This is a genomic window from Myroides sp. C1519, from assembly GCF_038039755.1.
Taxonomy (GTDB): domain Bacteria; phylum Bacteroidota; class Bacteroidia; order Flavobacteriales; family Flavobacteriaceae; genus Flavobacterium; species Flavobacterium phaeum_A.
This window is the reverse complement of record NZ_JBBPHM010000001.1, coordinates 64,675-87,012: the sequence shown is the minus strand read 5'-3', so window position 1 is coordinate 87,012 and position 22,338 is coordinate 64,675. Positions and strand designations below refer to the sequence as shown.

The following is a 22,338-nucleotide window of genomic DNA, read 5'->3' as shown; positions in this document are numbered from 1 at the left end:
ATTAAAAAGGCCTTTAGCTACTGTAGCTAAAGGCCTTTTTAATTACATAAAGCATTTATAATTAAGGGATGTTTATAAAATATTTGATTTGTTTATTTTTTAGTGTTAAATGTGTTTGATTGTTGATATTTTTTCTAATTAAAATGCTCTTTATTTGTTTTATTAACCATAATTAGTATTTAATATGAAGAAATTGTTATTTTTTCTGATCACTGGATTGTCTTTTCTGTCTTGTAGCAGTGATGATAATCAGGTAGCAGAGACGAAAAACCAAGAGCTTTTTTTAATTGTAGAGAACACGTCAATTTTTGTGTACGACTCTTTGTCTTTTATTATTCAAGATGCAAATGCGGATAAAGTAGATGCTGAAATATATGTAAATGGAGTAAAAGCTTCTAATCCGTTTGTATTTGAAAAGAAAGGTCAATTTGATGTGATTGCAAGAAAAAAAGGAGCTTTGGATAGTAATGTTGTCAAAGTTAATGTAGGGACTAAACAATTGGTTTTGGAAGTAGACAAGGAAAATTTATTTCTACAAGGAAGGGCGTTGTTTAGTGCTACTTGGCAAGGAGAAGATGTGTCTTCTAAAGTTGCGATTTACAATATAGAGACAAATGAAATTGTTCAAGATAAAATGTTCTATGGTGATGATGTAGGAGAATTTAAGTTTCGAGCAAAAGGAAAAGGATTCATAGATAGTAATTTGATTACTATTAATGTAGAGGAACGTCAGACAGATGGGAAGTTCATTATAAATGACAATGAGTATCTTATTTCTGGAGTATCTATTAGTGTTGAACGTATGGATGTGGTAAATGAAACAGATGGAGAGATTTTTGAAATAGATAAGGTTTTTGATTTAGGAAATGGGTTATATGCAAATCAATATAATTTCCTTTTCAAAAGTTATCAATCAGGTAAATTAGAGCGTGTGTTCTTTACATTCTTTGTTCCTAATGAAACGATAAAAGTAGAAAATGGTGCAATAGTAGATTTAGGAAGACGTGTTTTTCCAAATGAAGTAAATTCCACATTGTATTTTGAAACTTGGGTTGTCGTGAATGATTATATGTTCTACAGTACTTTTGAGGAATCTGAAGCTTTTTTAAATGTTAAGTCTTTGAAAGTGAAAGATAAAGGGTATAATGCAGGAATTGATGGTATAGATGCAGAAGCTTCTTTAAATATTTCATATAAAGATTTTGAAGCTGATATTTTTGTTGACTACACTGGTAAAATTAATTTTTCTGAGATTCCTGAAAGCAATCAAAGTGAAAGTGCAATTCGCGTAAAGAATGCAATATTTAAGCCAACTAAAAGTAATGTGAATTAGTTTTTTAACTATTTAAAAATGAAAGAGATGAAAAATTTATTATATGGTATTATAGCATTTTTTGTATTAGTAGGATGTTCTAAAAATGATGATAGTGTAGATGCTATTACAAATAATGGGGCACTTGTTTTAAAAATAGAACAAAAAGATTTGACAGTTGGTGAAGAGGTTAAGTTTATTGTAACTAATGCAGAGGGCGGGGGTATTAAGAGTAATATCTTTATTGATGGTGCACCAGCTTTAACAAAGCATATCTTTAGAAGTGAGGGAACTTTTAATATTATTGCTAAAAGAACAGGCTATACAGATAGCAATACTTTAAAAGTAACCGTTGGTGCTAAAAGATTGCTTTTAAAAGCAGATAAAACAAAAGTCAATGTAAATGAGTATGTAACGTTTTCTGTATTATACAACAATAAAGAGGTAAATGAAGAAGTGTTTATTTATAACAATAAAACAAATGAAGTATTAGATTCTCCTTATTTTAAGCCAACTGAAGCAGGTACTTATAGTTTCATAGCAAAGTCAACAGGATATAGTGATAGTTATGAAGTGACTATAGAGGTTAATGCTCCTGTAGATAGGTTTGTTTTAAAAGGGCAAACTTTTGCTATAGATGATTATATTTTAGTATTGAGTAGAGAATTGCATATTGATAAGCTTGGTAACGAAAAAGTAGTAGATGAAGTTAGAGAATTGCCTGATGGCCGCTTAGCAAATGTCTATTATTATCTATTGGGTAGAAAGATTGGTGAGGATTGGGATGTTGTATTTGTAGATTTTCTTGTAGCAAATCCGAGTATAATCAAGAAAAACGGAAAAATTGTAGATTACGGAGTACGTGCATTGCCCAAAAAAGGAGAAGATATTATGATAGAAAGTATTTATGCTAATGTTGAAGGAGATATTAACGATGTGTACTTTGATGAAATATTAGATTCAAAAGTAGTGCTTCAAAATTTAGAAGTAGCAAAGAATGGATTGTTTGATGATGATTATGATTATAAAGAACACGATGACGATCGTTATTTGAATGGGACAATCAATACAGAAATGTCTATTAAATCACCGATAGGGAATCTTGAAGTATTTTATAATTCATCGATTAGATTTTATGATAAGGTGTCTTATATTGAGGAAGTTGAAGAATTTAGAAGAACTAATAAATCAACAAAAGCTAAAAGCAGTCAAAGAAGTAATTTAGTCAAAGAATTACAATTAAAATAAAATAAAAAAACTCCATAGGTGTAAAACTTATGGAGTTTCTTTTTCATAGCATTTTAGTAATTTTATAAGAAGTGGTAATTATTCTACATCTTACTGATACAAATATAAGTGAGTGATTTTGTAAAATGACATTATATGTTGTTTTTTAACAAATGTTATCCCAAAGGGATAAGCATAGCCCTCTATCCAATAAGTTTTTGTTGCGATAATAAAAATATTGTTTATTAAAATTGATTTGAGATACAATTATAAAGGGGTTTTCATAAATTTAGCAAAGTTTAAAACTCATATTGTGATGAATGATAAAATAAAATCAGCAATACCAAGTGGTATTTTAGTGCAAATAGCATTTTTACTTGTTATTGTTTTCGTATTCTTTTTATTGGTAAAGAATTTAGTTGTGTTTTTACCAGGTTTCTTAGGAGCTATCTGTCTGTTTGTTTTGTTGATCAATCCATTTCGATGGCTAACAGAAAAAAAAGGTTGGAAAAAAATATGGTCAATAGTAGTTTTGATCTTAGGTAGTGCTTGTTTAATCTTAGGTCCGATGTACTTGTTGATTCAAACATTAACTAAGAAAATATTAGTTATGTTGGACGATAAAGACAAGATAAAAACAGGAATTAAGAGTGTAGTAGATTTGCTTCACACGAAATACAATATTGATATTTTTGACCAAAGTAATTTAGAAAAGGCTACTGAAATAGGAGGTAAGGTATTACAGTCAATTGTCAATACTTCAGTGAATGGACTAATGGAAATAGGAGTTGCTTATCTATTACTTTATTTTATGTTGGTTGATTATAAATCAATAGAACGTTGGTTTAATAAGTACATTCCCCTTGGCAGAGCAAATATGGACAATATGAAGATTGATATGAAGAAATTAGTAGTTTCAAATACGATAGGTGTTCCGTTAACTGCTTTTTGTCAAGCTGTGGTTGCTTATATAGGATATTTGATATTTGGAGTAGATGATGCTTTTGTCTTTTTTGTATTAACAGGATTTGCTGCAATGATACCGGTAGTTGGAGCGGCGTTAATTTATATTCCTTTAGTTGGTATGTTAATAGCACAAGGCGATACTACAGGTGCAATTGGGCTATTGCTATACAGTTTGATTCTTGTGGGGTTATCTGACAATTTAATTCGTTTTATGTTACAAAAGCGAATGGCTGATGTACATCCTTTAATTACAATATTCGGTGTAATAGTAGGGGTTAATCTATTTGGATTTATAGGAATAATCTTTGGTCCAATCTTATTTTCATTATTCTTCTGGTTAATTAAGATATACCGCAATGAGTTTGTGGTTCCAAATGATAATAAACAAGCATAGTAAAGTTGATTATCTTTGTACGCAGTAAAAAATGAAAGAAATGCTTAAAGTTTGTTGTGCAATAATAGAACATCAAGAGAAGATATTAGTTGCTCAAAGAAGTGAAACAATGTTGCTTCCTCTGCAATGGGAATTTCCAGGAGGGAAAGTAGAAGTAGGGGAAACGGTTGGGGAGTGTATTGTTAGAGAAATAAAAGAAGAGTTAGCTATGGATATTACCGTAGTTAAGCCGCTGACCCCAGTGATACATCACTATGATACTTTTTCACTTGAATTAATTCCTTTTGTTTGTAGCTGTGAATCGGCTCATTTTGAAAAGAAGGAACACAAGAATATTGTTTGGAGTGATAAGCAAAGGTTAATGGATTTTGAATGGGCAGCAGCAGATATTCCTATTGTTCAAGAGTATTTGAAAACTGTATTCTAAGAATAGAACTAATGTTCTTTGTTTGCTTTATAGCATTAGGAGCCCTGATTTGGTAGAAAGCTTAGTTTTGAAGACTGAGATAAATAGAAATATATAAAATAATACAAGGGGTGTCAATTTGATACCCCTTTTTATAATTATTGCGATGTTTTTAGTAAGTAATCTTACTTCAGTACGAAAGGTTATTCTTCTTTTAATCGAATAGCTAAAAGTTCTCCAGTAGCACATACAACATCATTTGCGCTAAGCGTCATATCTACCCATACTTTACGGCCTTCTATGCTGCGCAGTTTACCTTTTAATAGCAAAGGAACACCCATCGGTGTAGCGGCTTTAAAATCAACTTTTAAGGACGCTGTTACACAACGTACGGGAATAGGGCTTACTTCAAGGGAAATGCCTTCCTGTTTACACAGAAAAGCCGCAGCAGAACCAGTACCGTGGCAATCTAATAAAGAAGCAATTAATCCACCATATACACTTCCAGGAAGAGCAGTATATTTAGATTCTGGAGTAAACTCGGCAGTAGTTTCCTCTCCAATTAAATAAGTTTTGAGTTGGTAACCATTAGGATTGTTTTTTCCACAGCCGTAGCAATGCGCTAAGTTTTCAGGGTATAAGTCTTGAATTGCTTTTGTCATAAGTCTTTGTTTAATAGGTTAGTTTCTGTAAATATCAACAATAGATTTTAGATTGACAAACAGTTGTTTTTAATAGTTTTACTTGAATATTATACTCTTTAAAGAGCAATGAAAGCTCTTAACAAGAATATAAATATGTAAAAATATGTACTCAGTAAGTTTTATTTTCTTAAATTCGAATAAGTAACACCTTAAAATATGAAAGGATAGTATATGTCAAGTCAGATAGTATATGAAAAAAAGAAAACTTAGTAGTAATATTATATAATAAAAGTTAAGTTTATCTGTTATATAAAAATATAAAGTATTTAAGAATAAAGCTAATTAAATTATAATAGCTTGTATTTACTGTAAATGGAAATAGAATCGTGAGATAGAAGTGAACTTCTAAAAAAAGAGTAATGTTTTTTACAGGTTCTATTCAATTAAATATTATACTAAGAAATGATTAAAAAAGGTTTATTATTAGTTACCTTATTAGTGAGTCAATGTTTTGTTTTTGGTCAAAAGAAATATTCGGAATTAACACAAGAAGATTATCTTGAAGACTTCGACATTTTAATCAATATCGTAAAAAATCAACATCCAAATCCATATCGCGTAATATCAGAGAAAGACTTTGATAAGAAAGTTGCGAGTATAAGAAAGACTTTAGAAGAGAATCCGAGCTATGCTACGTTTTTACTATCAAATCCTATACCTTATATTCACGATGCACATTCTTCTTTGTCAACAGATACAACTATTTTTGAAGACTTTACTAAGGAGACTCATTTTTTTCCTTTAGCTACGCTTGTCTTTAATAGTAAAGTATTTGTTAATCAGCACAATCCGTACATTCCACCAGGTAGTATAATTAAGAGTGTCAACGGAATTGAAGCGAGTAAGATATTAAGTCGTATAAATGTGAGTAGTGATGGAGAGATCAAAGCTGATGATGCTAAGGATTTTACGTTTTATATATCGCTAATGTTTCCAGATGCTAAGGAATACGTTATTACTTATCAAGATAGTTTAGAAAGTGAAGAGGTAAAAGAAGTGACAATCAATACAGTGAGTTATTTCCGAAATTTTTACAACGTTCAGAAGTCAATTTTACCATTCGATTTGATTACTTATTCTTATGGTATTTATGGTAGAGAAGTAAATGAAGATACTTATATTTTGACAATAAAAACGTTTGCCTTTTCAGAAGAGTTTGCTTATCAAAAGTTAAGTGCTTTTTTTGAAAAATTAAATGAAAAAGGAATTAAAAACTTAATCATAGATATTCGTAGTAACGGAGGAGGGCTTTTAAGTAATATTCCATTATTTTATTCTTTTATTTCAAAAGATAAGGTGTTTAAGAATAGTTACCGTTATGCAACGAAAGTTGTTGATATAAAAGTTCGAGAGAATTTAATAGATGGTAGCGGACGTCAGTATTCTGATTTAGATATCAAGAATATGAACAATTTTATGTTGCAGCGTTATGATAAAAGTGAAGATGATGAGTATTATTATGGTAACAATCGCTTAGACGAATCGTATGTAGAGAATTATCCACGTGATAGAAATGTGTTTGAAGGGAATACCATATTATTGATAGATAATAATACGGTGTCGGCAGCAGCTTATTTTGCAGCTTTATTTAAAGAGAACAAGAGAGGAGTAGTGATAGGACAAGAAACACGTACTTGTAGTAATTTTACAACTGCATCTTGGTTTATAAATTATAAATTGCCGAATACACAGACAATTGTTGATCTACCTCGTTCGGAAGTGTTTTTTAATAATTCAGCAAGTAAAAGCGGTGCTTGTAGAGGGGTAATTCCTGATTATGTTGTAGATGAGACGATGTTTTACGCTGGTTTAGTGGAAGAAAAAGATCCAGAGTTAACAATGGCATTGGATTTAATTAAAAGACAAATTGGACTTAATGTAGCGGAGTTAAGTACGAAAGAAAAAGGAAAAAAACAGAAAAAATAATCTGTGCTATAAATATAAAAGTAAGAGGCTGTCCTAATAAAAGACAGCCTCTTTTTTATTTCTTTCTTTTTAAGAGGCAAAAAAGAAAGGATATAGAACGTAGATGTTTTTTCTTTAAAGGGGTTATTTTAGAAATAAAAAATGAATTGTGTAACAGCATATTTTTCGATTATTTTAAAGGTTATTAAAAGAGAGGTACACAAATATTACACTACTTTTTGTAAGTTTGCTTTTGCTATAAAATATTATTGTTAAATATCAATGTTACAGGCCCTTTCACACTTATCGTGGTTACAATTATTATTGCTGAGTTTAGCAATAAATATCGTGCTTTTTGCAAGTTCGGTTGGCTTGTACACATTAGTAAAAAAGTTTTCAACACAGGAATTAATTCAAGAGAAAGAACAGAAGTTATCCAAGGGGGATTTACAGCTTGCATTATTGGTCTTAGTTTGTAACTCAGCTGTATTTCTGTTAGGTGAATATCTTTGGGAACGTGGTTTTATCATTGTTTCAGAGAAGGAGTCAATCTTTACCATTTTACTACAAATAGGTGTCTTAGTTGGCGGAATGGATTTCCTGATGTATGTTTTTCATCGCATAGCACATTTACCAGGGCTTTATAGTTTAGTACACGGAAAGCATCACGAACATAGTAGTGTCAATATTTTAAGCTTATTTGTCTTACATCCCGTTGAAGCAATTGGTTTTGGGATGCTTTTTATTGTTCTATTGCTATTGTATCCTTTCAATGTATGGGCAATCACAGCATACTTAACAATTAATCTAATTTGGGGCACAATTGGACATCTGAATCAAGAGGTTTTAAAAGAAACGAGATTAAAAAAATGGATAAGTAAAGTGTTGTGCTTAAGTGTTTTTCATAATCGTCATCATCAATACCCAGATTGTAATTACGGGTTTTATACTCTATTTTGGGATAAAATATTTAAGACCTATAGAACTGAAAACTAATATATTATTACAAGCATATACCTCGTACAGATGGAATATAAAATTATAGAATTATTGCGAGAAAGCGAATTGTTTAGTTATGACAATTTTCGTGAAGGAGATAAGGTATTTGTTGATCAATTTTACAATTGGATTACGGATGTAAAAGAGTTGATTATAAATACTTATGTTGAAAGTAGTGAACCTTTTAAATTGATAAATGAGGTTGATTTTCTACAATTTTCAGTTAATGAGGATAGTTTTACGTTAGAGAAAGCAAAAGTAGAGATGGCTTTAAAGAAATGTTTGTATGAACAACAAGCAGTTAAAAGTCAATCTGCAACATTTTTAGAGAAAATAGTCTATGCTATTATGAATTTATTTAAGTGATAGTTGTTTGAAAATTAGAATGTTGGTGTTTTTTGTTCACTTTAAAAGCTTGTGAAATGAGGATCGCTTTGAAAAGGCAGGTAACTTTCCTTTGAAATTCGTAAATTTGGGTAAATACCCCTGTAAGTTGTTTTACTGTTTTAGAAACTAATTGTTTCAAAGGGATTGTTGTTATAAAAAGAAGAAATATGAAAAAGATAACCTTACTATACCTATTAACTCTAACTGCGTCAGTACAGGCGCAAGAGGTTGTAGACTCTTTGTCTAATTGTAAACAAGATAAAGTACTGTTTATCAATCAGGAGTTTAATGTAGAAAACTGTATAGTAAATGATAGTTTGTCAATTGAAGAGAGAGTTGTTTCTTTTCCTCAAGAGGCTAAGCAAATGTACAATAGCTTAAAGTTTATTGAACAGCACGACGAACTGTTACAATCGTTTGTTACGGTTAATGACAGTGTTGCAACGGCTAAGGCTACATACGCTGTTAATGAGTTGATGCAAGGAGTTGTGTTAGAACCAATACAGTTAAATGACTTTAGTTTTGTTTATTACAACGAGGGACAACCTTTGTATCGCTATGTGTTAGATACGGATAATCATTTTTACACGTATGTTAGAGCTGAAATTGAGAAAGATGAGGATGTACGAGATTTGTTTTACGATATAGAGGAAGGAGATATATTACCTACTAAGGAGATGTATGTAAATGGTGATTGGAGTAAATGGGACAAACAAGGAGAGAGATCAACAATCAACTTAGGAGGTAGAGAAGGAGAGTTAATTCGCCTAACTAACCCAGATGCTAAAGTAGAGCAGATGATTTTTAAAGTGGGTGATGAGCAAGGTATGTTGCACTATGTGTATCTTGAGAAAGAAGGTCATACTATTTATGTGTATGAACAGCATTTTACTGTCGTTGATGGCATTGTAAAAGGAGGTTTTGTCAATAATGCAGTAGTTCAAAATATGGGGTTAGACAGAAAGCGCATAACTGCACGTACAGAAAAAGGTAAGTCTATTTCTGATATTTACTTTGAGAACTTTGCTCCAAGTGGTTGGAATCAGCCTAATCAGTACATTTTCGATTATGTGAAGAATTCTAATAAAAAGGTGCTAAGAGCGAGGGTGGTATTAGATAAGGCTATAGAGAAAGAAAGTGTCTTTTTTGACGTTTTAGTAGCTTTAGCTAATAACCCTGAGTTATTTAGAATAGACGTGAGATTAGGAGACTTTTCTTTTGACCAATTGTTATCAACACACGTATTGCACTTAAAAGAAGATAAGAAAAACCTGTTTACCTTAAAGTAAGCAGTTAACCAAAATAGAAAATAACAAGCCAACTTAATAAAGTTGGCTTTTTTTATTTATAGGTAATTAGGTTTCTATAGATAAGCTTGAAAATCTGATTATTAGGCTTGTGATTTAAAGGCGAGTAGTTTTAAGGGGCTTTTTAACAAAAATATCTTCTAATACTTCTTGTCATTTTGTACCTTTAGCTTGAAAAACTTATTGAAAAAATGACAAATTTAGAAAAGTTATCAGAGATCCGTTTCTTGATGAAAGAAAAGGGAATTGACGGATATATCATTCCTTCATCTGACCCACATATTAGTGAATATTTACCTGATTTTTATAAATGTATTGCGTGGACATCTGGATTTACAGGTTCTGCAGGGACTCTTGTTATTACACAAGACTTTGCTGGATTATGGACAGACTCACGTTACTTTGTGCAGGCAAATGAGCAATTAGCAGGCACAGGTTTTGAATTAGTGAAGTTGAAAGTACAACACGCACCAGAATATGTAACTTGGTTAGGGGAGAAATTGTCTGAAGGAGCTACGGTTGCTTTTGATGGTAATCTTGCTTCATTAGCAGTTGCTAATTCAGTGAACAGTATTTTAAACCCATTGGGAATTAAGGTGAATGGACACGTGGATCTACTTGATCCAGTGTGGAAAGGACGTCCTGCATTGCCAACAGAAAAAGCGTATACATTACCAATTACTACGACAGGACAAGCAACAGTTGATAAGATTGAAGCTGTTCGTAAAGCATTGAAACAAAAAAGAGCAACAGCACATTTAGTTTCTTCTTTAGACGATTTAGCGTGGTTGTTAAATATTAGAGGAACAGACGTTAAGTGTAATCCTGTTACTTTAGGATTTGCTTTCATTGATCACAAACAAGTGATTTTGTTTATTGATGCTGTGAAACTTGAAGCTGCAACAAGAGCAGAATTAGAAAGCTATGGTATTACAATTAAGCCATATGAAGAAGTAAAAGGTTATTTACAAGGATTAGGTAAAGATGAGGTAATCTTGTTAGACCCTAAACGTACTTGTTTTGCTACTTACGATTCAGTTGCAGATGGAGTAAAGATCATTGAAGATATGAATCCTTCTACGCTTCTTAAAACAATTAAGAACGAAGTGGAGATTAACCACGAAAGACAAGCGATGGTTAATGACGGTGTAGCGTTGACTAAATTCTTTAAATGGATTGAAGAGAACGTGGCTAAAGGAGAATTGACAGAGATGAACATTGCTGATCATTTGAGAGGACTTCGCGCAGAACAGCCTGGTTTCAAAGATATCAGTTTTGATACAATTGCAGGATATAAAGATCACGGAGCGTTACCGCACTACAAAGCAGAAGAGCATAGTAACTATAAGTTAGAAACAACAGGATTATTATTAGTTGATTCAGGAGGTCAGTATGAAACAGGAACTACTGATATTACTCGTGTAATTGCTTTAGGTACACCAACTCAAGAAGAGAAAGAAGATTATACAATTGTTTTAAAAGGAACAATTGAAGGATCTATGGCTATTTATACTAAAGGAACAAGAGGGTATCAGATAGATGCAATTACGCGTCGTCCTATTTGGGCTACTATGCGTAATTACGGACACGGTACAGGACACGGAGTAGGTTTCTTCTTAAACGTACACGAAGGTCCACAAGTGTTTAATGGTACAGCAACTGATATTGCTATTGAGCCAGGGATGATTACGTCAATTGAGCCAGGATTATATAGAGAAGGAAAGCACGGTATTCGTATTGAAAACTTAGTGTTGTCTAAAGACTTAGCATCAAATCAGTTTGGTGATTTTATGGACTTTGAAACATTGACTATTTGCTATATTGCTACAGACTTAGTAGAGAAATCATTGTTAGGACAAGAGCATATTGATTGGTTAAATAACTATAACCAATGGGTTTATGACTCTATTTCTTCTAAATTATCTGCTGATGAAGCAGCTTGGTTAAAAGAGAAAACAAAAGCTATCTAATAGATTAGATAAGTGTAGATATTAAAAGGGCGATACATTTGGTGATGTATCGCCCTTTTTAATTTAATAAGCGAGAAATTAGTGTTTAAAACAATCGGTTAGTGTAAGGCGATTATTTTATAAGGTGTGTATTCTAAACGCTATTTACATCATATTAGAATAACGTATAAGCGAATGTTTCTTTAAGTGATTTGCTCTAATATATTTTACATACATCGGACGAATAGATTTAAAACCACATTGTGTAGCAATCTCATAGAGAGAATCTTTCGTAAAAAACAATAATTGTAAACCTCTAATATATCTTTCTTTGTTGTAAAAGTTCCAAAAGGTGTCTCCGTAGAAGTACATAAAATCATCGTTAAATGTAGTTTTAGAAATGCCTTTATCTTCTAAGATAGCATATAATTTACTTTCAGTTATATTATTAATACTGATAAGTTCGTGATATAAGTCGTTATATTTTTTCTTGTCTTTAGTGTAATAGTCAATTTCTAATAAAACATCATTTAGATTTGTTTTAATATTGATATAGAAAAGATTGAATATAAACTTATTATTACGTACGTCTTTTAATACAGTACCACTAATAGTACAAAGTTTGTTTTTTCTGTTGAGGCAGTTAAATTTAATAAAGTGATATTTGTTTTCTTGCCAATTGTCGCGTTGGCCTTTACATTCTGCAATTACTACATCCATTACATTATACTGAGTAGTCTCATCAATTGTATCAAAGTCAATTGTATTGATAATATTATAATTACTATCTACAACGATACTAAATGCTTGTGCATATTGAATTTCCTTCTTTTGGTTCAGTAAAGTAGCATAGTTTAGGTGTAACATCGATTCAAATAGGCTTGTTGTCATCGACTTAAAAAAGTTGTAGTGGAATCTTTGCCAAGCAATGCTATACTTATTTGCAGAGCTTGGGATGTCGACAAATTCATTAATGAATTTTGCCAAGGTATCTGAGACCTCTTCAAAAAGTTCAAGTTTCATAATTTAAGAGTGGTTTGTTAGTTGTCTTGTTAGAATTCGAAATTTATATAAAATTTTTTAAAAAACACTATATGTAAAAACTTTTTTCGTTATTATTATTCGTTATAATTAACTATGATGTTGTTATTTGTTGTAATTATTGAGTTTTTGGCAATTAAGTTGTTTTACGTATAAGCTGATATTCAGTTTTAAGAGTGTTTTTTTACTTTTTTTTATGAATTATGTAAAAATGTCCTTTTGAAGTTTAAAGGCATAAAATAGGCTTGATATATCAATAGGATAGCCTTATTAAGATATAATTATTAATACTATATTTATAATTAGATAATAATTTGATTTTATAGGAGTTGTGCAGATTTTGTTTGCAATATTGAATATTTTACTATATTGCTACTCTACAAAAACTAAAAAACTATATTATGCAACAAAATACACCGTATGTGCCTAACAATAAGGTGCGTATAGTTACAGCAGCGGCTTTATTTGACGGCCATGACGCAGCTATAAATATTATGCGTCGTATTATTCAAGCAACAGGCTGTGAAGTCATTCACCTTGGACACGATAAAAGTGTTGAGGAGGTTGTGAATACTGCTATACAAGAAGATGCTAACGCTATTGCAATGACGTCATATCAAGGAGGACACAATGAGTACTTCAAGTATATGTACGATCTATTACAAGAAAAAGGAGCAGGTCATATTCGAATTGTTGGAGGAGGCGGGGGAGTAATCCTTCCGAGTGAGATCAAGGAATTGATGGATTATGGAATTACCCGATTATACTCTCCAGATGATGGTCGCGCTATGGGACTACAAGGAATGATTAACGATATGGTGCAAGGGGCAGACTATCCTACGATGGACTTGCAATTGCCAGAAGGGAAAGATGTTTATCAATCTCTTGCCGATAAAGACATTACTACAATTTCACGCTTAATCTCGTTAGCGGAGAATAGAGAAGAAGACTTTTTGAAACTATTTAAGTTCGATGAAGCGAAACATAAAAACACTCCGGTATTAGGGATTACAGGAACGGGAGGAGCTGGTAAGTCATCAATGGTTGATGAATTAGTACGTCGTTTCCTTATAGACTTCCCTGAAAAAACAGTAGCCTTAGTTTCTGTTGATCCATCTAAACGTAAGACTGGTGGTGCGTTATTAGGAGATAGAATCCGTATGAACTCTATCAACAATCCTCGTGTGTATATGCGTTCGTTGGCTACCCGTCAATCGAATTTAGCACTGTCTCGTTATGTTGAGGAAACGCTACAAGTACTTCAAGTGGCTAATTACGACCTTATAATCTTAGAAACTTCTGGTATTGGTCAGTCTGACACAGAGATTTTAGACCACTCAGATGCGTCTTTGTATATTATGACACCAGAATTTGGTGCAGCTACTCAGTTAGAAAAGATTGATATGCTTGACTTTGCAGACATTGTTGCGATAAACAAGTTTGACAAAAGAGGTGCTCTTGATGCTATTCGCGATGTGAAGAAGCAGTATCAACGTAACCATAACTTATGGGATGTTAACCCAGATGAGATGCCTGTATTTGGTACGATTGCCTCTCAGTTTAACGATCCTGGTACCAATGCGCTGTACAAAGCAATTATGGATAAGGTGGTTGAAAAAACAGGGGCTGACTTAAAAACAGGCTTTGAGATTACCAAAGAGATGAGTGAGAAGGTTTACGTTATTCCACCAAACCGCACGCGTTACTTGTCTGAAATTGCAGAGAATAACCGCAAATATGACGATACGGTATTAACGCAAAAAGAGGTAGCTCAAAAGTTATACGGTATTTTCAAAACATTGCATAGTGTAGCGGGTAAGCAACCTGAAATAGATAAGTCTGGTATTGTCGAGGCAAGTGTTGCTTCTAAAGACGAGGACACACAATTGTTTGTGAACTTACTTATTAAAGAGTTTGACAAGGTTAAGATGAACTTAGATCCATACAATTGGGAGGTTATCCTAATGTGGGATGAAAAGGTTAATAAATATAAGAATCCGGTGTACTCATTTAAAGTGCGCGACAAGGAGATTAAGATCGCTACTCACTCAGAGAGTTTGTCTCATTTACAAATTCCGAAGATAGCTTTGCCTAAATATGAGGCGTGGGGAGATATCTTGCGTTGGTCGTTACAAGAAAACGTACCAGGGGAGTTTCCGTTTACATCAGGACTATATCCGTTTAAACGAGAGGGAGAAGACCCAACGCGTATGTTTGCAGGAGAAGGTGGACCAGAACGTACAAATAGACGTTTCCACTATGTGTCCTTAGGAATGCCTGCTAAGCGACTATCTACTGCCTTTGACTCGGTTACCCTATATGGAAATGATCCGGGGCATCGACCTGATATTTATGGGAAAATTGGTAACGCGGGAGTATCTATTTGTTGTTTAGACGATGCAAAGAAGTTGTACTCTGGTTTTAACTTAGCCCACGCACTTACTTCTGTATCTATGACAATCAACGGGCCTGCGCCAATGTTATTAGGTTTCTTTATGAATGCCGCAATTGACCAACAATGTGAATTGTATATTAAAGAACACGATTTAGTTGATGAGGTAGAAGCTAAGATTGCTGAGATTTACAAGAAAAAAGGTGTGGACAGACCGCGTTATAATGGCGAACTGCCAGAAGGGAATGATGGTTTAGGACTGATGCTATTAGGGGTAACGGGAGACCAAGTGTTGCCAAAAGCAGTATATGACGAAATTAAGAAGAATACCCTATCGCAAGTGCGCGGTACTGTACAAGCGGATATTTTAAAAGAAGACCAAGCACAAAATACGTGTATCTTCTCTACAGAGTTTGCTCTGCGCTTGATGGGAGACGTTCAAGAGTATTTTATCAATAAGAATGTGCGTAACTTCTATTCTGTGTCTATTTCAGGATACCATATTGCAGAAGCAGGTGCTAACCCAATTACGCAGTTGGCATTTACCCTTGCTAACGGGTTTACGTATGTAGAGTATTATTTGAGTAGAGGAATGGATATCAATGCATTTGGGCCAAACTTGTCGTTCTTCTTTTCTAATGGTATTGATCCAGAATATGCTGTGATAGGGCGTGTAGCACGTCGTATTTGGGCTAAGGCATTGAAAAATAAGTACGGCGCTAATGAACGTGCACAAATGTTGAAATACCATATTCAAACTTCAGGGCGTTCACTTCACGCACAAGAGATTGATTTTAACGATATCCGTACAACTTTACAAGCATTGTATGCTATTTATGACAACTGTAACTCATTGCACACAAATGCGTATGATGAGGCAATTACAACACCAACAGAAGAATCTGTACGTCGTGCAATGGCAATTCAGTTGATTATCAACAAGGAGTTAGGTTTAGCTAAGAATGAGAACCCAATACAAGGATCATTTATAATAGAGGAGCTGACTGACTTGGTTGAGGAGGCTGTGTTACAAGAGTTTGATAGAATTACTGAAAGAGGTGGAGTACTTGGGGCTATGGAAACAATGTACCAACGCTCTAAGATTCAGGAGGAGTCGCTGTATTACGAGACATTAAAACACGACGGCCGTTTCCCAATTATTGGTGTAAACACTTTCTTGAGTTCTAAAGGGTCGCCTACAGTAGTTCCAGCTGAGGTAATTCGAGCAACAGAAGAAGAAAAGTTGTTCCAAATTAAAACTAAGGAGAATCTGAATAAAGCTAACGAAGCCTTGGTGGCTCAGCAATTGGAGCATATTCAAGAAGTGGCTATTCAAAATGGCAATATTTTCGAAGCGTTGATGGATGCTTCAAAAGTGTGTTCGTTAGGACAAATTACTTCTGCTTTGTTTGAAGTGGGTGGACAATACAGGCGAAATATGTAGGCTATTTTTAAACAAAATAATATCTAAAAAGGTTTGAAGATGTATTTCTTTAAACCTTTTTTATTGAAAACTATTCAAAATATCCATTTTAAAAAACGCATCACGTTTTTATAAAGTTAAAATACTAAGAATAGTGTAATTTAACTCTTAATGACAATGTTTTATTTTTCGATATCTCGGATATTTTGTTTAAATATTGTATAAATTTTAAGTTGCTTGCAAGTGAATAAAAAAGTTGTGTATATTGGAACACTTTAAAAAACGAAATAGAATGGCAATAGATGAAGTATTAGAATTGCGTTTTTAAAGAGATTAAAAGAGACTTGCAAGTGAGTCATTAGATACGAAACCCTAACCAAACTATAACTATAACAATTGAAAGATTGTTTTATTTCTGAAAGAGACTTTTTAAGTCTCTTTTTTTATTGGTATTTGTTCTGCATAGTGTAGAAACAACAAGAGGCTGTCTATTTAGACAGCCTCTTGTTGTTTTATCTCGTATTGTGTTCTTCAAAACGAACATCAATCTTCAGTGTGTGCTTATAATTGTTTTTCTATTAAGTGTAGATAAGCAGGAGGTAAGTGATGTGTCATAATACTCTCCGGTTTGTGAAACTCCCTTTGGTATTCAGGATCAGCTTGTCCGTCTAATATAATAGGATTACTACAACGAGCGTAGTTGCTATTTGAACTATAAGTAGGTTCTTTTAATTCAGGTAGGTGTGTTTGCACCATAGAGAAAACAAACGAACCCAAGTATTTCTTACTGCGTTTAACGCTTTTTTCAGGTGGATTCTTAATCTTGTTGAATATCGCTCTTGCAAAGATGCGCTTCGGCCAAGAAAGCTTTTTAAGCGCTTGTTTCACTTCACCATCAGAAACGGGACTAATCTCATTAAAGTCGCGCAAGGTCTGTGTTGTTGGAGGTACTTCCGGAACCCAGTCTTGTGTATTGATAATTGCGTAACTCCAGTTTTTAGTCATCTTCTCATATTGATAAGCAAAATACATATTACCCGGTTTGGGAGGAGCAATAGCATAAACTTTAAACTGCATATCCTTTGGTAACAAGCTTTGTTGTTGCATTTGTATTAAGTTGGCAGTTAGCAAAAAAGCAATTGCCGCGCCTTGACTATGTCCTGATATAATAAGTTCCTTTACATTATTTTTATACAAGCTATCTATTTTCGGTTTGATGTCTTGCAATAAGTATAACGAAGCAATTGTCCATCCAGCGTGTACCGTAGCCCTTTCATCATCAGATAATTTGTAATCTACCGTTGTTTTATTATCAAGTTGTATCTTACCCTGACTCGGAATCATTGCTGCATAGTAGTTTGCTAACCAGCTACTGCCTTTGTTGACAGAACCTCGTATAACAACCTCGTGCACATTTGATGCATTGTTCTTGTAAAGTCCCCACATATTAGTAAGTCCCACTTCAGGTGATCGATATATATTAGTATACCCTGTCATTTGACGAAGTGAGTCAACGCTATATGCCTCGTGAATATCATTAGCCAATATAGCACTGTTTAATACCTCTTGTTTCTCAAGTTGAGGTTTTAAGTTCTGGGCGTAAGAAAGCGAGGAAACAAATAAACAAGTTAGTAGAATTTTTCTAATCATAAATTGTAATATTTAAACTTAGATATAAGTAAAAGCCCTATAAATAAAACTTTTTCAAAGTTAGGGCTTAATATTTTTACCTGCAGTATAAAAGTTGTAATTTAGAATAATATATAAAATTTAAACAATTATGACTAATTCATTTGTAAAAACTGTCAAAGACAGAGTTAAAAACTGGTATATTCCCGCTATTGTTGGGGCGCTATTTGTGGTTGGTGGAATCTATATATTTATGACGCCGTTGGCTTCTTATTTCTCCCTGACGGTATTGTTCAGTTGTATGTTTTTAATATCAGGGATATTTGAAATTGCCTTTGCATTTTCTAACCGTGATCAGTTAGATGGTTGGGGATGGATGTTATTTTCGGGTATTGTTGATTTAATCTTAGGTACAATCTTGATTGGTAATCCATCATTATCAGCAGTTGTCTTACCTATTTTTGTAGGATTTGGATTAATGTTCCGCTCTATGAGAGGTATGGGAATTGCATTTGACTTGAAGAATTACGGTGTTAAATCGTGGACAGGCTTATTTGTATTCGCTTTATTAGGAATGATTTTCGCTTTCTTTATGTTGTGGAACCTTGAGTTTGGAGCATTTACAATTGTGTATTGGACTGCTTTCTCATTTATATTATTAGGTATATATGGTATTATGTATGGTTTCTTCTTGAGAAGGATTAAGAAACACGCAGGAGAAATAGACCAAGAATTAGTAGATAAGTATGAAGCGATCAAAGAAGAGATGAGAAAAAGACTTCATGGCGACAGATAGTTTTCTAAAAATAAATATAAAATTGATGCTTGCAATTGAATAATCCTTATTTTGCATAGAATATAAAAATGTAAAGTATGAAAAAGTTAAGTTTAATAGTTGCATTTATTACAAGTGCATTATTTTTAGGAAGTTGTGAAGGACCTACGGGGCCTGCAGGACCAGCGATTTATCCAGAAATATTTGAATACACATTCAGTTTTGATGGGGACTTAGATAAAGAGGTAGTAGGACATTTACAACAAGCTCCAGTAAAGGTTTACGATGGAGATATTGTTTTAGCTTATATAATGACAGGATTGACTAAGGATAATAGACCAATTTGGACACCAATGCCTCATCGCTATTTTGTAACTGATATTGATACAAATAAAGAAGAGGAGTTAGAGTTTAGCTATAACTTTAGTCCGTATGATATCGAGATTACTGCAAGTGCTTCAACTAAATTAAGATTATTTAATGGGGATGCTCAAGGAAAAAATGGTTTACTAAAAGGTAGAATTTTCAGAGTAGCTTATATTCCAGCACAAGACCCAAGACAAGTAAATAAATCTGTAGAGGGTAAAAATGTAAGAACACCATTAAGTTATGAAGAAGCAGTAGCGAAGTATAACTTACAAAATGTAACAGTGAAAAAGCAAAATTAGTTGCTATTCCAGAAATAAACAGAAAAGGCGAAATAGAGATATTTCGCCTTTTTTATTTTTAAACCCCTAAATTTTAGGGGGTCAACTTGTAAAAAGTGGTGTTTTGAATTTTTTTTTCAAAAAAAATAGGGGGTGTGTGTCGAAAATAAGTTGAAATAGTATAAATTTGTAGTCTATAACAAAGGGGGTAACCTCAAAAAACAATATTATGTCAACATTTCGTTTTCGAGCAATTGAAAAAGCAGCTTCAAGAGAAACTGTACAGGTAGAAGAACTGGGTAGAAAATCATTAATTTTTGGCGATAATGTATTTAACGATAAGTCAATGCGTCAATTTCTTACGCCAGAAGCTTATCAAGCAGTTAAAAACGCTCAATTAGGTATTAAGATTGACCGTAAACTTGCAGAATACATAGCATTAGGTATGAAAGAGTGGGCTCTGTCAAGAGGCGTTACTCATTATACACACTGGTTTCAACCATTGACCGGTACTACTGCAGAAAAGCACGATGCTTTCTTTGAAACACAATTCGATGGTGATCCATTAGAACAATTTAACGGTAGTCAGTTAGTTCAGCAAGAATCTGACGCGTCAAGTTTCCCTAACGGAGGAATCCGTAACACTTTTGAAGCAAGAGGTTATACTGCTTGGGATCCAACATCTCCAGCGTTTATCTTTAACTCAGCTTTGTGTATTCCAACTGTATTTATTTCTTATACAGGAGAGGCATTAGACAACAAAACACCTTTGTTAAAAGCAATTACTGCTATTGATGACGCTGCAACTGAAGTGGCTAAATTATTTGACAAAAATGTACGTAAAGTAACTCCAACTTTAGGGTGGGAGCAAGAATATTTCTTAGTGGACTCTGCTTTGGCAGCATCTCGTCCTGATATTTTGACTACTGGTAGAACTTTATTAGGGCATACAGCAGCAAAAGGGCAACAATTAGATGACCACTATTTCGGTTCTATTCCTACACGTGTATTGAATTATATGCACGATTTAGAGAACCAATGTATTTTATTGGGTATTCCAGTAAAAACAAGACACAACGAGGTAGCACCAAACCAATTTGAGTTAGCGCCAATCTTTGAAGAAACAAATTTAGCAGTAGACCACAACTCATTGTTAATGGATGTAATGAGAAAAGTGGCTGAAAGACACCATTTTAAAGTGCTTTTCCACGAAAAACCATTCAAAGGTGTTAACGGATCAGGTAAACATAACAACTGGTCTTTGGCAACAGATACAGGGGTTAACTTATTAAGCCCAAGTAAAACACCAAAGAGCAACTTACAATTCTTAACATTCTTTATCAATACAATTAAAGCTGTAAACGATAACGAAGAGTTATTAAGATCGTCAATTGCATCTGCAAGTAATGATCACCGTTTAGGGGCAAATGAAGCACCACCAGCAATTGTATCTATCTTTATTGGACAACAATTGACTAAAGTGTTGAACGAGCTTAAAGATGTTACTGATGGTAAGTTATCTCCAGAAGAGAAAACAGATTTAAAATTAAACGTAGTAGGAAAAATTCCGGATGTATTATTAGACAATACAGACCGTAACAGAACTTCTCCATTTGCGTTTACAGGAAATAAATTTGAGTTTAGAGCTGTTGGTTCTACAGCAAACTGTGCTGGACCGATGACTGTATTAAACACAATTGTAGCTAAGCAGTTGAGAGACTTCAAAGCAGAGGTTGACAGCTTAATTGGAAACGATGGTTTAAAACGCGATGAGGCTATTTTCAACGTTTTACGTGAGTACATCAAACAAAGTGAAAGAATTCTTTTTGAAGGAGATGGATACAGTGATGAATGGGAAAAAGAAGCTGAAACAAGAGGATTGAGTAATAATAAAAACACGCCAAGTGCTTTAAAGATTAAGAAAGATCCTAAGTCAATTGCTCTATTTGAAGAAATGGGAGTAATGACAGGAGTAGAGATGGAAGCGAGATATGAAATTGAGTTGGAAGAATACGTTAAACGTATCCAAATCGAAGGACGTGTTTTAGGTGATATCGCTAAAAACCACGTGATTCCAACGGCCATTAAGTATCAAAACTTAGTAATCGAAAACGTAAAAGGATTAAAAGAGATTTTTGGTGAGAATGATTTTGCATCTGTTGCGACAGAACAAATCCACATCATCAAAAAAATATCACACCATATTGAGCAAATAAACGTGAAAGTAGTTGAAATGACTAATGAGCGTAAAAAAGCAAACAATATTGATGATATTGAATTACAAGCGGAAGTTTACTGTAACAATGTAAAACCTTATTTTGACGTAATTCGCTACCATAGCGATAAGTTAGAAATGATGGTTGACAATGAATTGTGGACTTTGACAAAGTACAGAGAGTTACTTTTCACTAATTAGGATACACACTATCACTATACAACACAGCACTTACTGAAAAAGGTCTTATCGTTTTGATAAGGCCTTTTTTATTGGCCTAAATACACGCTATACAGAAGTTTAGGCTGTATAAGAAGAAGTTGTGTTTAATTGCAATAATATATACCTATTGGTTTGAATAGCTAATCTGTTAGTTCTGTTACACTTCGTAGCCGATAGGAGGTAAGTAAGTAGGAGATAGTCTGTAAGCAGGGTGAACAGACGAGGGTATTGTAATTGGGCTTGATTTGTTTTGTATAACAATGCTTGTTGTTCCTCATAGCAAACAAGGTGCTTTTTTGTTTGTGTTTTGTAGGGACCAAGTTCGGGATTAGTCCCACACAAGTTCTGAAGACCTTCGGGAAATAGGGGCTATTTCCGAGCAAATGTGGGACTTGTTTCGAACTTGTCTCGAACATGGTCTTATTGAAACTCGTATAA

At 33.5% G+C, this 22,338-nt stretch carries 16 protein-coding genes; 13 read left to right on the top strand and 3 right to left on the bottom strand.

Features of this window, described 5'->3' with window-relative positions:
- Positions 1–184: 184 nt before the first annotated feature.
- The 4 genes from AABL81_RS00370 to AABL81_RS00355 all read left to right on the top strand — a co-directional run bounded on the left by AABL81_RS00370 (position 185) and on the right by AABL81_RS00355 (position 4,326).
- On the top strand, positions 185–1,333 hold the full coding sequence (locus AABL81_RS00370) for a hypothetical protein (RefSeq protein WP_341340052.1): 1,149 nt from the start codon (positions 185–187) through the stop codon (positions 1,331–1,333).
- 27 nt (positions 1,334–1,360) lie between these two features.
- The gene (locus tag AABL81_RS00365; RefSeq protein WP_341340051.1) at positions 1,361–2,560 is read left to right on the top strand and encodes a hypothetical protein; all 1,200 of its coding nucleotides are present in this window, start codon (positions 1,361–1,363) and stop codon (positions 2,558–2,560) included.
- A gap of 295 nt (positions 2,561–2,855) precedes the next feature.
- Positions 2,856–3,899, top strand: a complete 1,044-nt coding sequence (locus AABL81_RS00360) for an AI-2E family transporter (RefSeq protein WP_341340050.1) — start codon at positions 2,856–2,858, stop codon at positions 3,897–3,899.
- A 31-nt stretch (positions 3,900–3,930) separates the two neighbouring features.
- Entirely contained in the window at positions 3,931–4,326 is a 396-nt protein-coding gene (locus tag AABL81_RS00355; protein ID WP_410505280.1) for a (deoxy)nucleoside triphosphate pyrophosphohydrolase, read from the top strand.
- 182 nt (positions 4,327–4,508) lie between these two features.
- Here AABL81_RS00355 and AABL81_RS00350 read toward each other — a convergent pair whose 3' ends face one another.
- On the bottom strand, positions 4,509–4,967 hold the full coding sequence (locus AABL81_RS00350; RefSeq protein WP_341340049.1) for a PaaI family thioesterase: 459 nt from the start codon (positions 4,965–4,967) through the stop codon (positions 4,509–4,511).
- A 444-nt stretch (positions 4,968–5,411) separates the two neighbouring features.
- Between AABL81_RS00350 and AABL81_RS00345 the strand changes: the two genes are divergently transcribed.
- The 5 genes from AABL81_RS00345 (at position 5,412) to AABL81_RS00325 (ending at position 11,577) form a co-directional block, all read left to right on the top strand.
- Positions 5,412–6,935 carry a S41 family peptidase gene (locus AABL81_RS00345; RefSeq protein WP_158210770.1) on the top strand — a complete coding sequence of 508 codons (1,524 nt, stop codon included), beginning with the start codon at positions 5,412–5,414 and terminating at the stop codon, positions 6,933–6,935.
- A gap of 261 nt (positions 6,936–7,196) precedes the next feature.
- The gene (locus AABL81_RS00340; RefSeq protein ID WP_341340048.1) at positions 7,197–7,910 is read left to right on the top strand and encodes a sterol desaturase family protein; all 714 of its coding nucleotides are present in this window, start codon (positions 7,197–7,199) and stop codon (positions 7,908–7,910) included.
- Positions 7,911–7,940: 30 nt separating this feature from the next.
- Positions 7,941–8,279 (top strand): hypothetical protein, encoded by a 339-nt coding sequence (locus AABL81_RS00335; RefSeq protein ID WP_158210772.1) that lies wholly within the window; start codon positions 7,941–7,943, stop codon positions 8,277–8,279.
- Positions 8,280–8,467: 188 nt separating this feature from the next.
- Entirely contained in the window at positions 8,468–9,589 is a 1,122-nt protein-coding gene (locus AABL81_RS00330; protein WP_341340047.1) for a hypothetical protein, read from the top strand.
- Between the two features lie 209 nt (positions 9,590–9,798).
- The gene (locus AABL81_RS00325; protein ID WP_341340046.1) at positions 9,799–11,577 is read left to right on the top strand and encodes an aminopeptidase P family protein; all 1,779 of its coding nucleotides are present in this window, start codon (positions 9,799–9,801) and stop codon (positions 11,575–11,577) included.
- Between the two features lie 144 nt (positions 11,578–11,721).
- Here AABL81_RS00325 and AABL81_RS00320 read toward each other — a convergent pair whose 3' ends face one another.
- On the bottom strand, positions 11,722–12,579 hold the full coding sequence (locus tag AABL81_RS00320; protein WP_341340045.1) for a hypothetical protein: 858 nt from the start codon (positions 12,577–12,579) through the stop codon (positions 11,722–11,724).
- Positions 12,580–12,998: 419 nt separating this feature from the next.
- Here AABL81_RS00320 and AABL81_RS00315 point away from each other — a divergent pair, with 419 nt between their 5' ends.
- The gene (locus tag AABL81_RS00315) at positions 12,999–16,433 is read left to right on the top strand and encodes a methylmalonyl-CoA mutase family protein (protein ID WP_341340044.1); all 3,435 of its coding nucleotides are present in this window, start codon (positions 12,999–13,001) and stop codon (positions 16,431–16,433) included.
- Positions 16,434–16,973: 540 nt separating this feature from the next.
- Here the strand turns inward: AABL81_RS00315 and AABL81_RS00310 are convergent.
- Entirely contained in the window at positions 16,974–18,062 is a 1,089-nt protein-coding gene (locus AABL81_RS00310; RefSeq protein WP_158210777.1) for a lipase family protein, read from the bottom strand.
- Positions 18,063–18,192: 130 nt separating this feature from the next.
- Here AABL81_RS00310 and AABL81_RS00305 point away from each other — a divergent pair, with 130 nt between their 5' ends.
- From AABL81_RS00305 to AABL81_RS00295, 3 genes are all read left to right on the top strand, one after another.
- Positions 18,193–18,837, top strand: a complete 645-nt coding sequence (locus AABL81_RS00305) for an HdeD family acid-resistance protein (protein ID WP_158210778.1) — start codon at positions 18,193–18,195, stop codon at positions 18,835–18,837.
- 77 nt (positions 18,838–18,914) lie between these two features.
- Positions 18,915–19,484, top strand: coding sequence for a hypothetical protein (locus AABL81_RS00300; protein WP_341340043.1), 570 nt, complete (start codon positions 18,915–18,917; stop codon positions 19,482–19,484).
- 208 nt (positions 19,485–19,692) lie between these two features.
- Positions 19,693–21,879: a glutamine synthetase III family protein gene (locus tag AABL81_RS00295; RefSeq protein ID WP_341340042.1), complete on the top strand. Its 2,187-nt coding sequence runs from the start codon at positions 19,693–19,695 to the stop codon at positions 21,877–21,879.
- Positions 21,880–22,338 lie beyond the last annotated feature (459 nt).

Excerpts from the sequence above, each read along its gene's own strand:
- AABL81_RS00335 (WP_158210772.1), top strand. The coding sequence starts at position 7,941 with ATGGAATATAAAATTATAGAATTATTGCGAGAAAGCGAATTGTTTAGT.
- AABL81_RS00315 (WP_341340044.1), top strand. The coding sequence starts at position 12,999 with ATGCAACAAAATACACCGTATGTGCCTAACAATAAGGTGCGTATAGTT.
- AABL81_RS00370 (WP_341340052.1), top strand. The coding sequence starts at position 185 with ATGAAGAAATTGTTATTTTTTCTGATCACTGGATTGTCTTTTCTGTCT.
- AABL81_RS00305 (WP_158210778.1), top strand. The coding sequence starts at position 18,193 with ATGACTAATTCATTTGTAAAAACTGTCAAAGACAGAGTTAAAAACTGG.
- AABL81_RS00355 (WP_410505280.1), top strand. The coding sequence starts at position 3,931 with ATGAAAGAAATGCTTAAAGTTTGTTGTGCAATAATAGAACATCAAGAG.
- AABL81_RS00330 (WP_341340047.1), top strand. The coding sequence starts at position 8,468 with ATGAAAAAGATAACCTTACTATACCTATTAACTCTAACTGCGTCAGTA.
- AABL81_RS00340 (WP_341340048.1), top strand. The coding sequence starts at position 7,197 with ATGTTACAGGCCCTTTCACACTTATCGTGGTTACAATTATTATTGCTG.
- AABL81_RS00365 (WP_341340051.1), top strand. The coding sequence starts at position 1,361 with ATGAAAAATTTATTATATGGTATTATAGCATTTTTTGTATTAGTAGGA.
- AABL81_RS00350 (WP_341340049.1), bottom strand. The coding sequence starts at position 4,967 with ATGACAAAAGCAATTCAAGACTTATACCCTGAAAACTTAGCGCATTGC.
- AABL81_RS00310 (WP_158210777.1), bottom strand. The coding sequence starts at position 18,062 with ATGATTAGAAAAATTCTACTAACTTGTTTATTTGTTTCCTCGCTTTCT.
- AABL81_RS00295 (WP_341340042.1), top strand. The coding sequence starts at position 19,693 with ATGTCAACATTTCGTTTTCGAGCAATTGAAAAAGCAGCTTCAAGAGAA.
- AABL81_RS00300 (WP_341340043.1), top strand. The coding sequence starts at position 18,915 with ATGAAAAAGTTAAGTTTAATAGTTGCATTTATTACAAGTGCATTATTT.
- AABL81_RS00325 (WP_341340046.1), top strand. The coding sequence starts at position 9,799 with ATGACAAATTTAGAAAAGTTATCAGAGATCCGTTTCTTGATGAAAGAA.
- AABL81_RS00320 (WP_341340045.1), bottom strand. The coding sequence starts at position 12,579 with ATGAAACTTGAACTTTTTGAAGAGGTCTCAGATACCTTGGCAAAATTC.
- AABL81_RS00345 (WP_158210770.1), top strand. The coding sequence starts at position 5,412 with ATGATTAAAAAAGGTTTATTATTAGTTACCTTATTAGTGAGTCAATGT.
- AABL81_RS00360 (WP_341340050.1), top strand. The coding sequence starts at position 2,856 with ATGAATGATAAAATAAAATCAGCAATACCAAGTGGTATTTTAGTGCAA.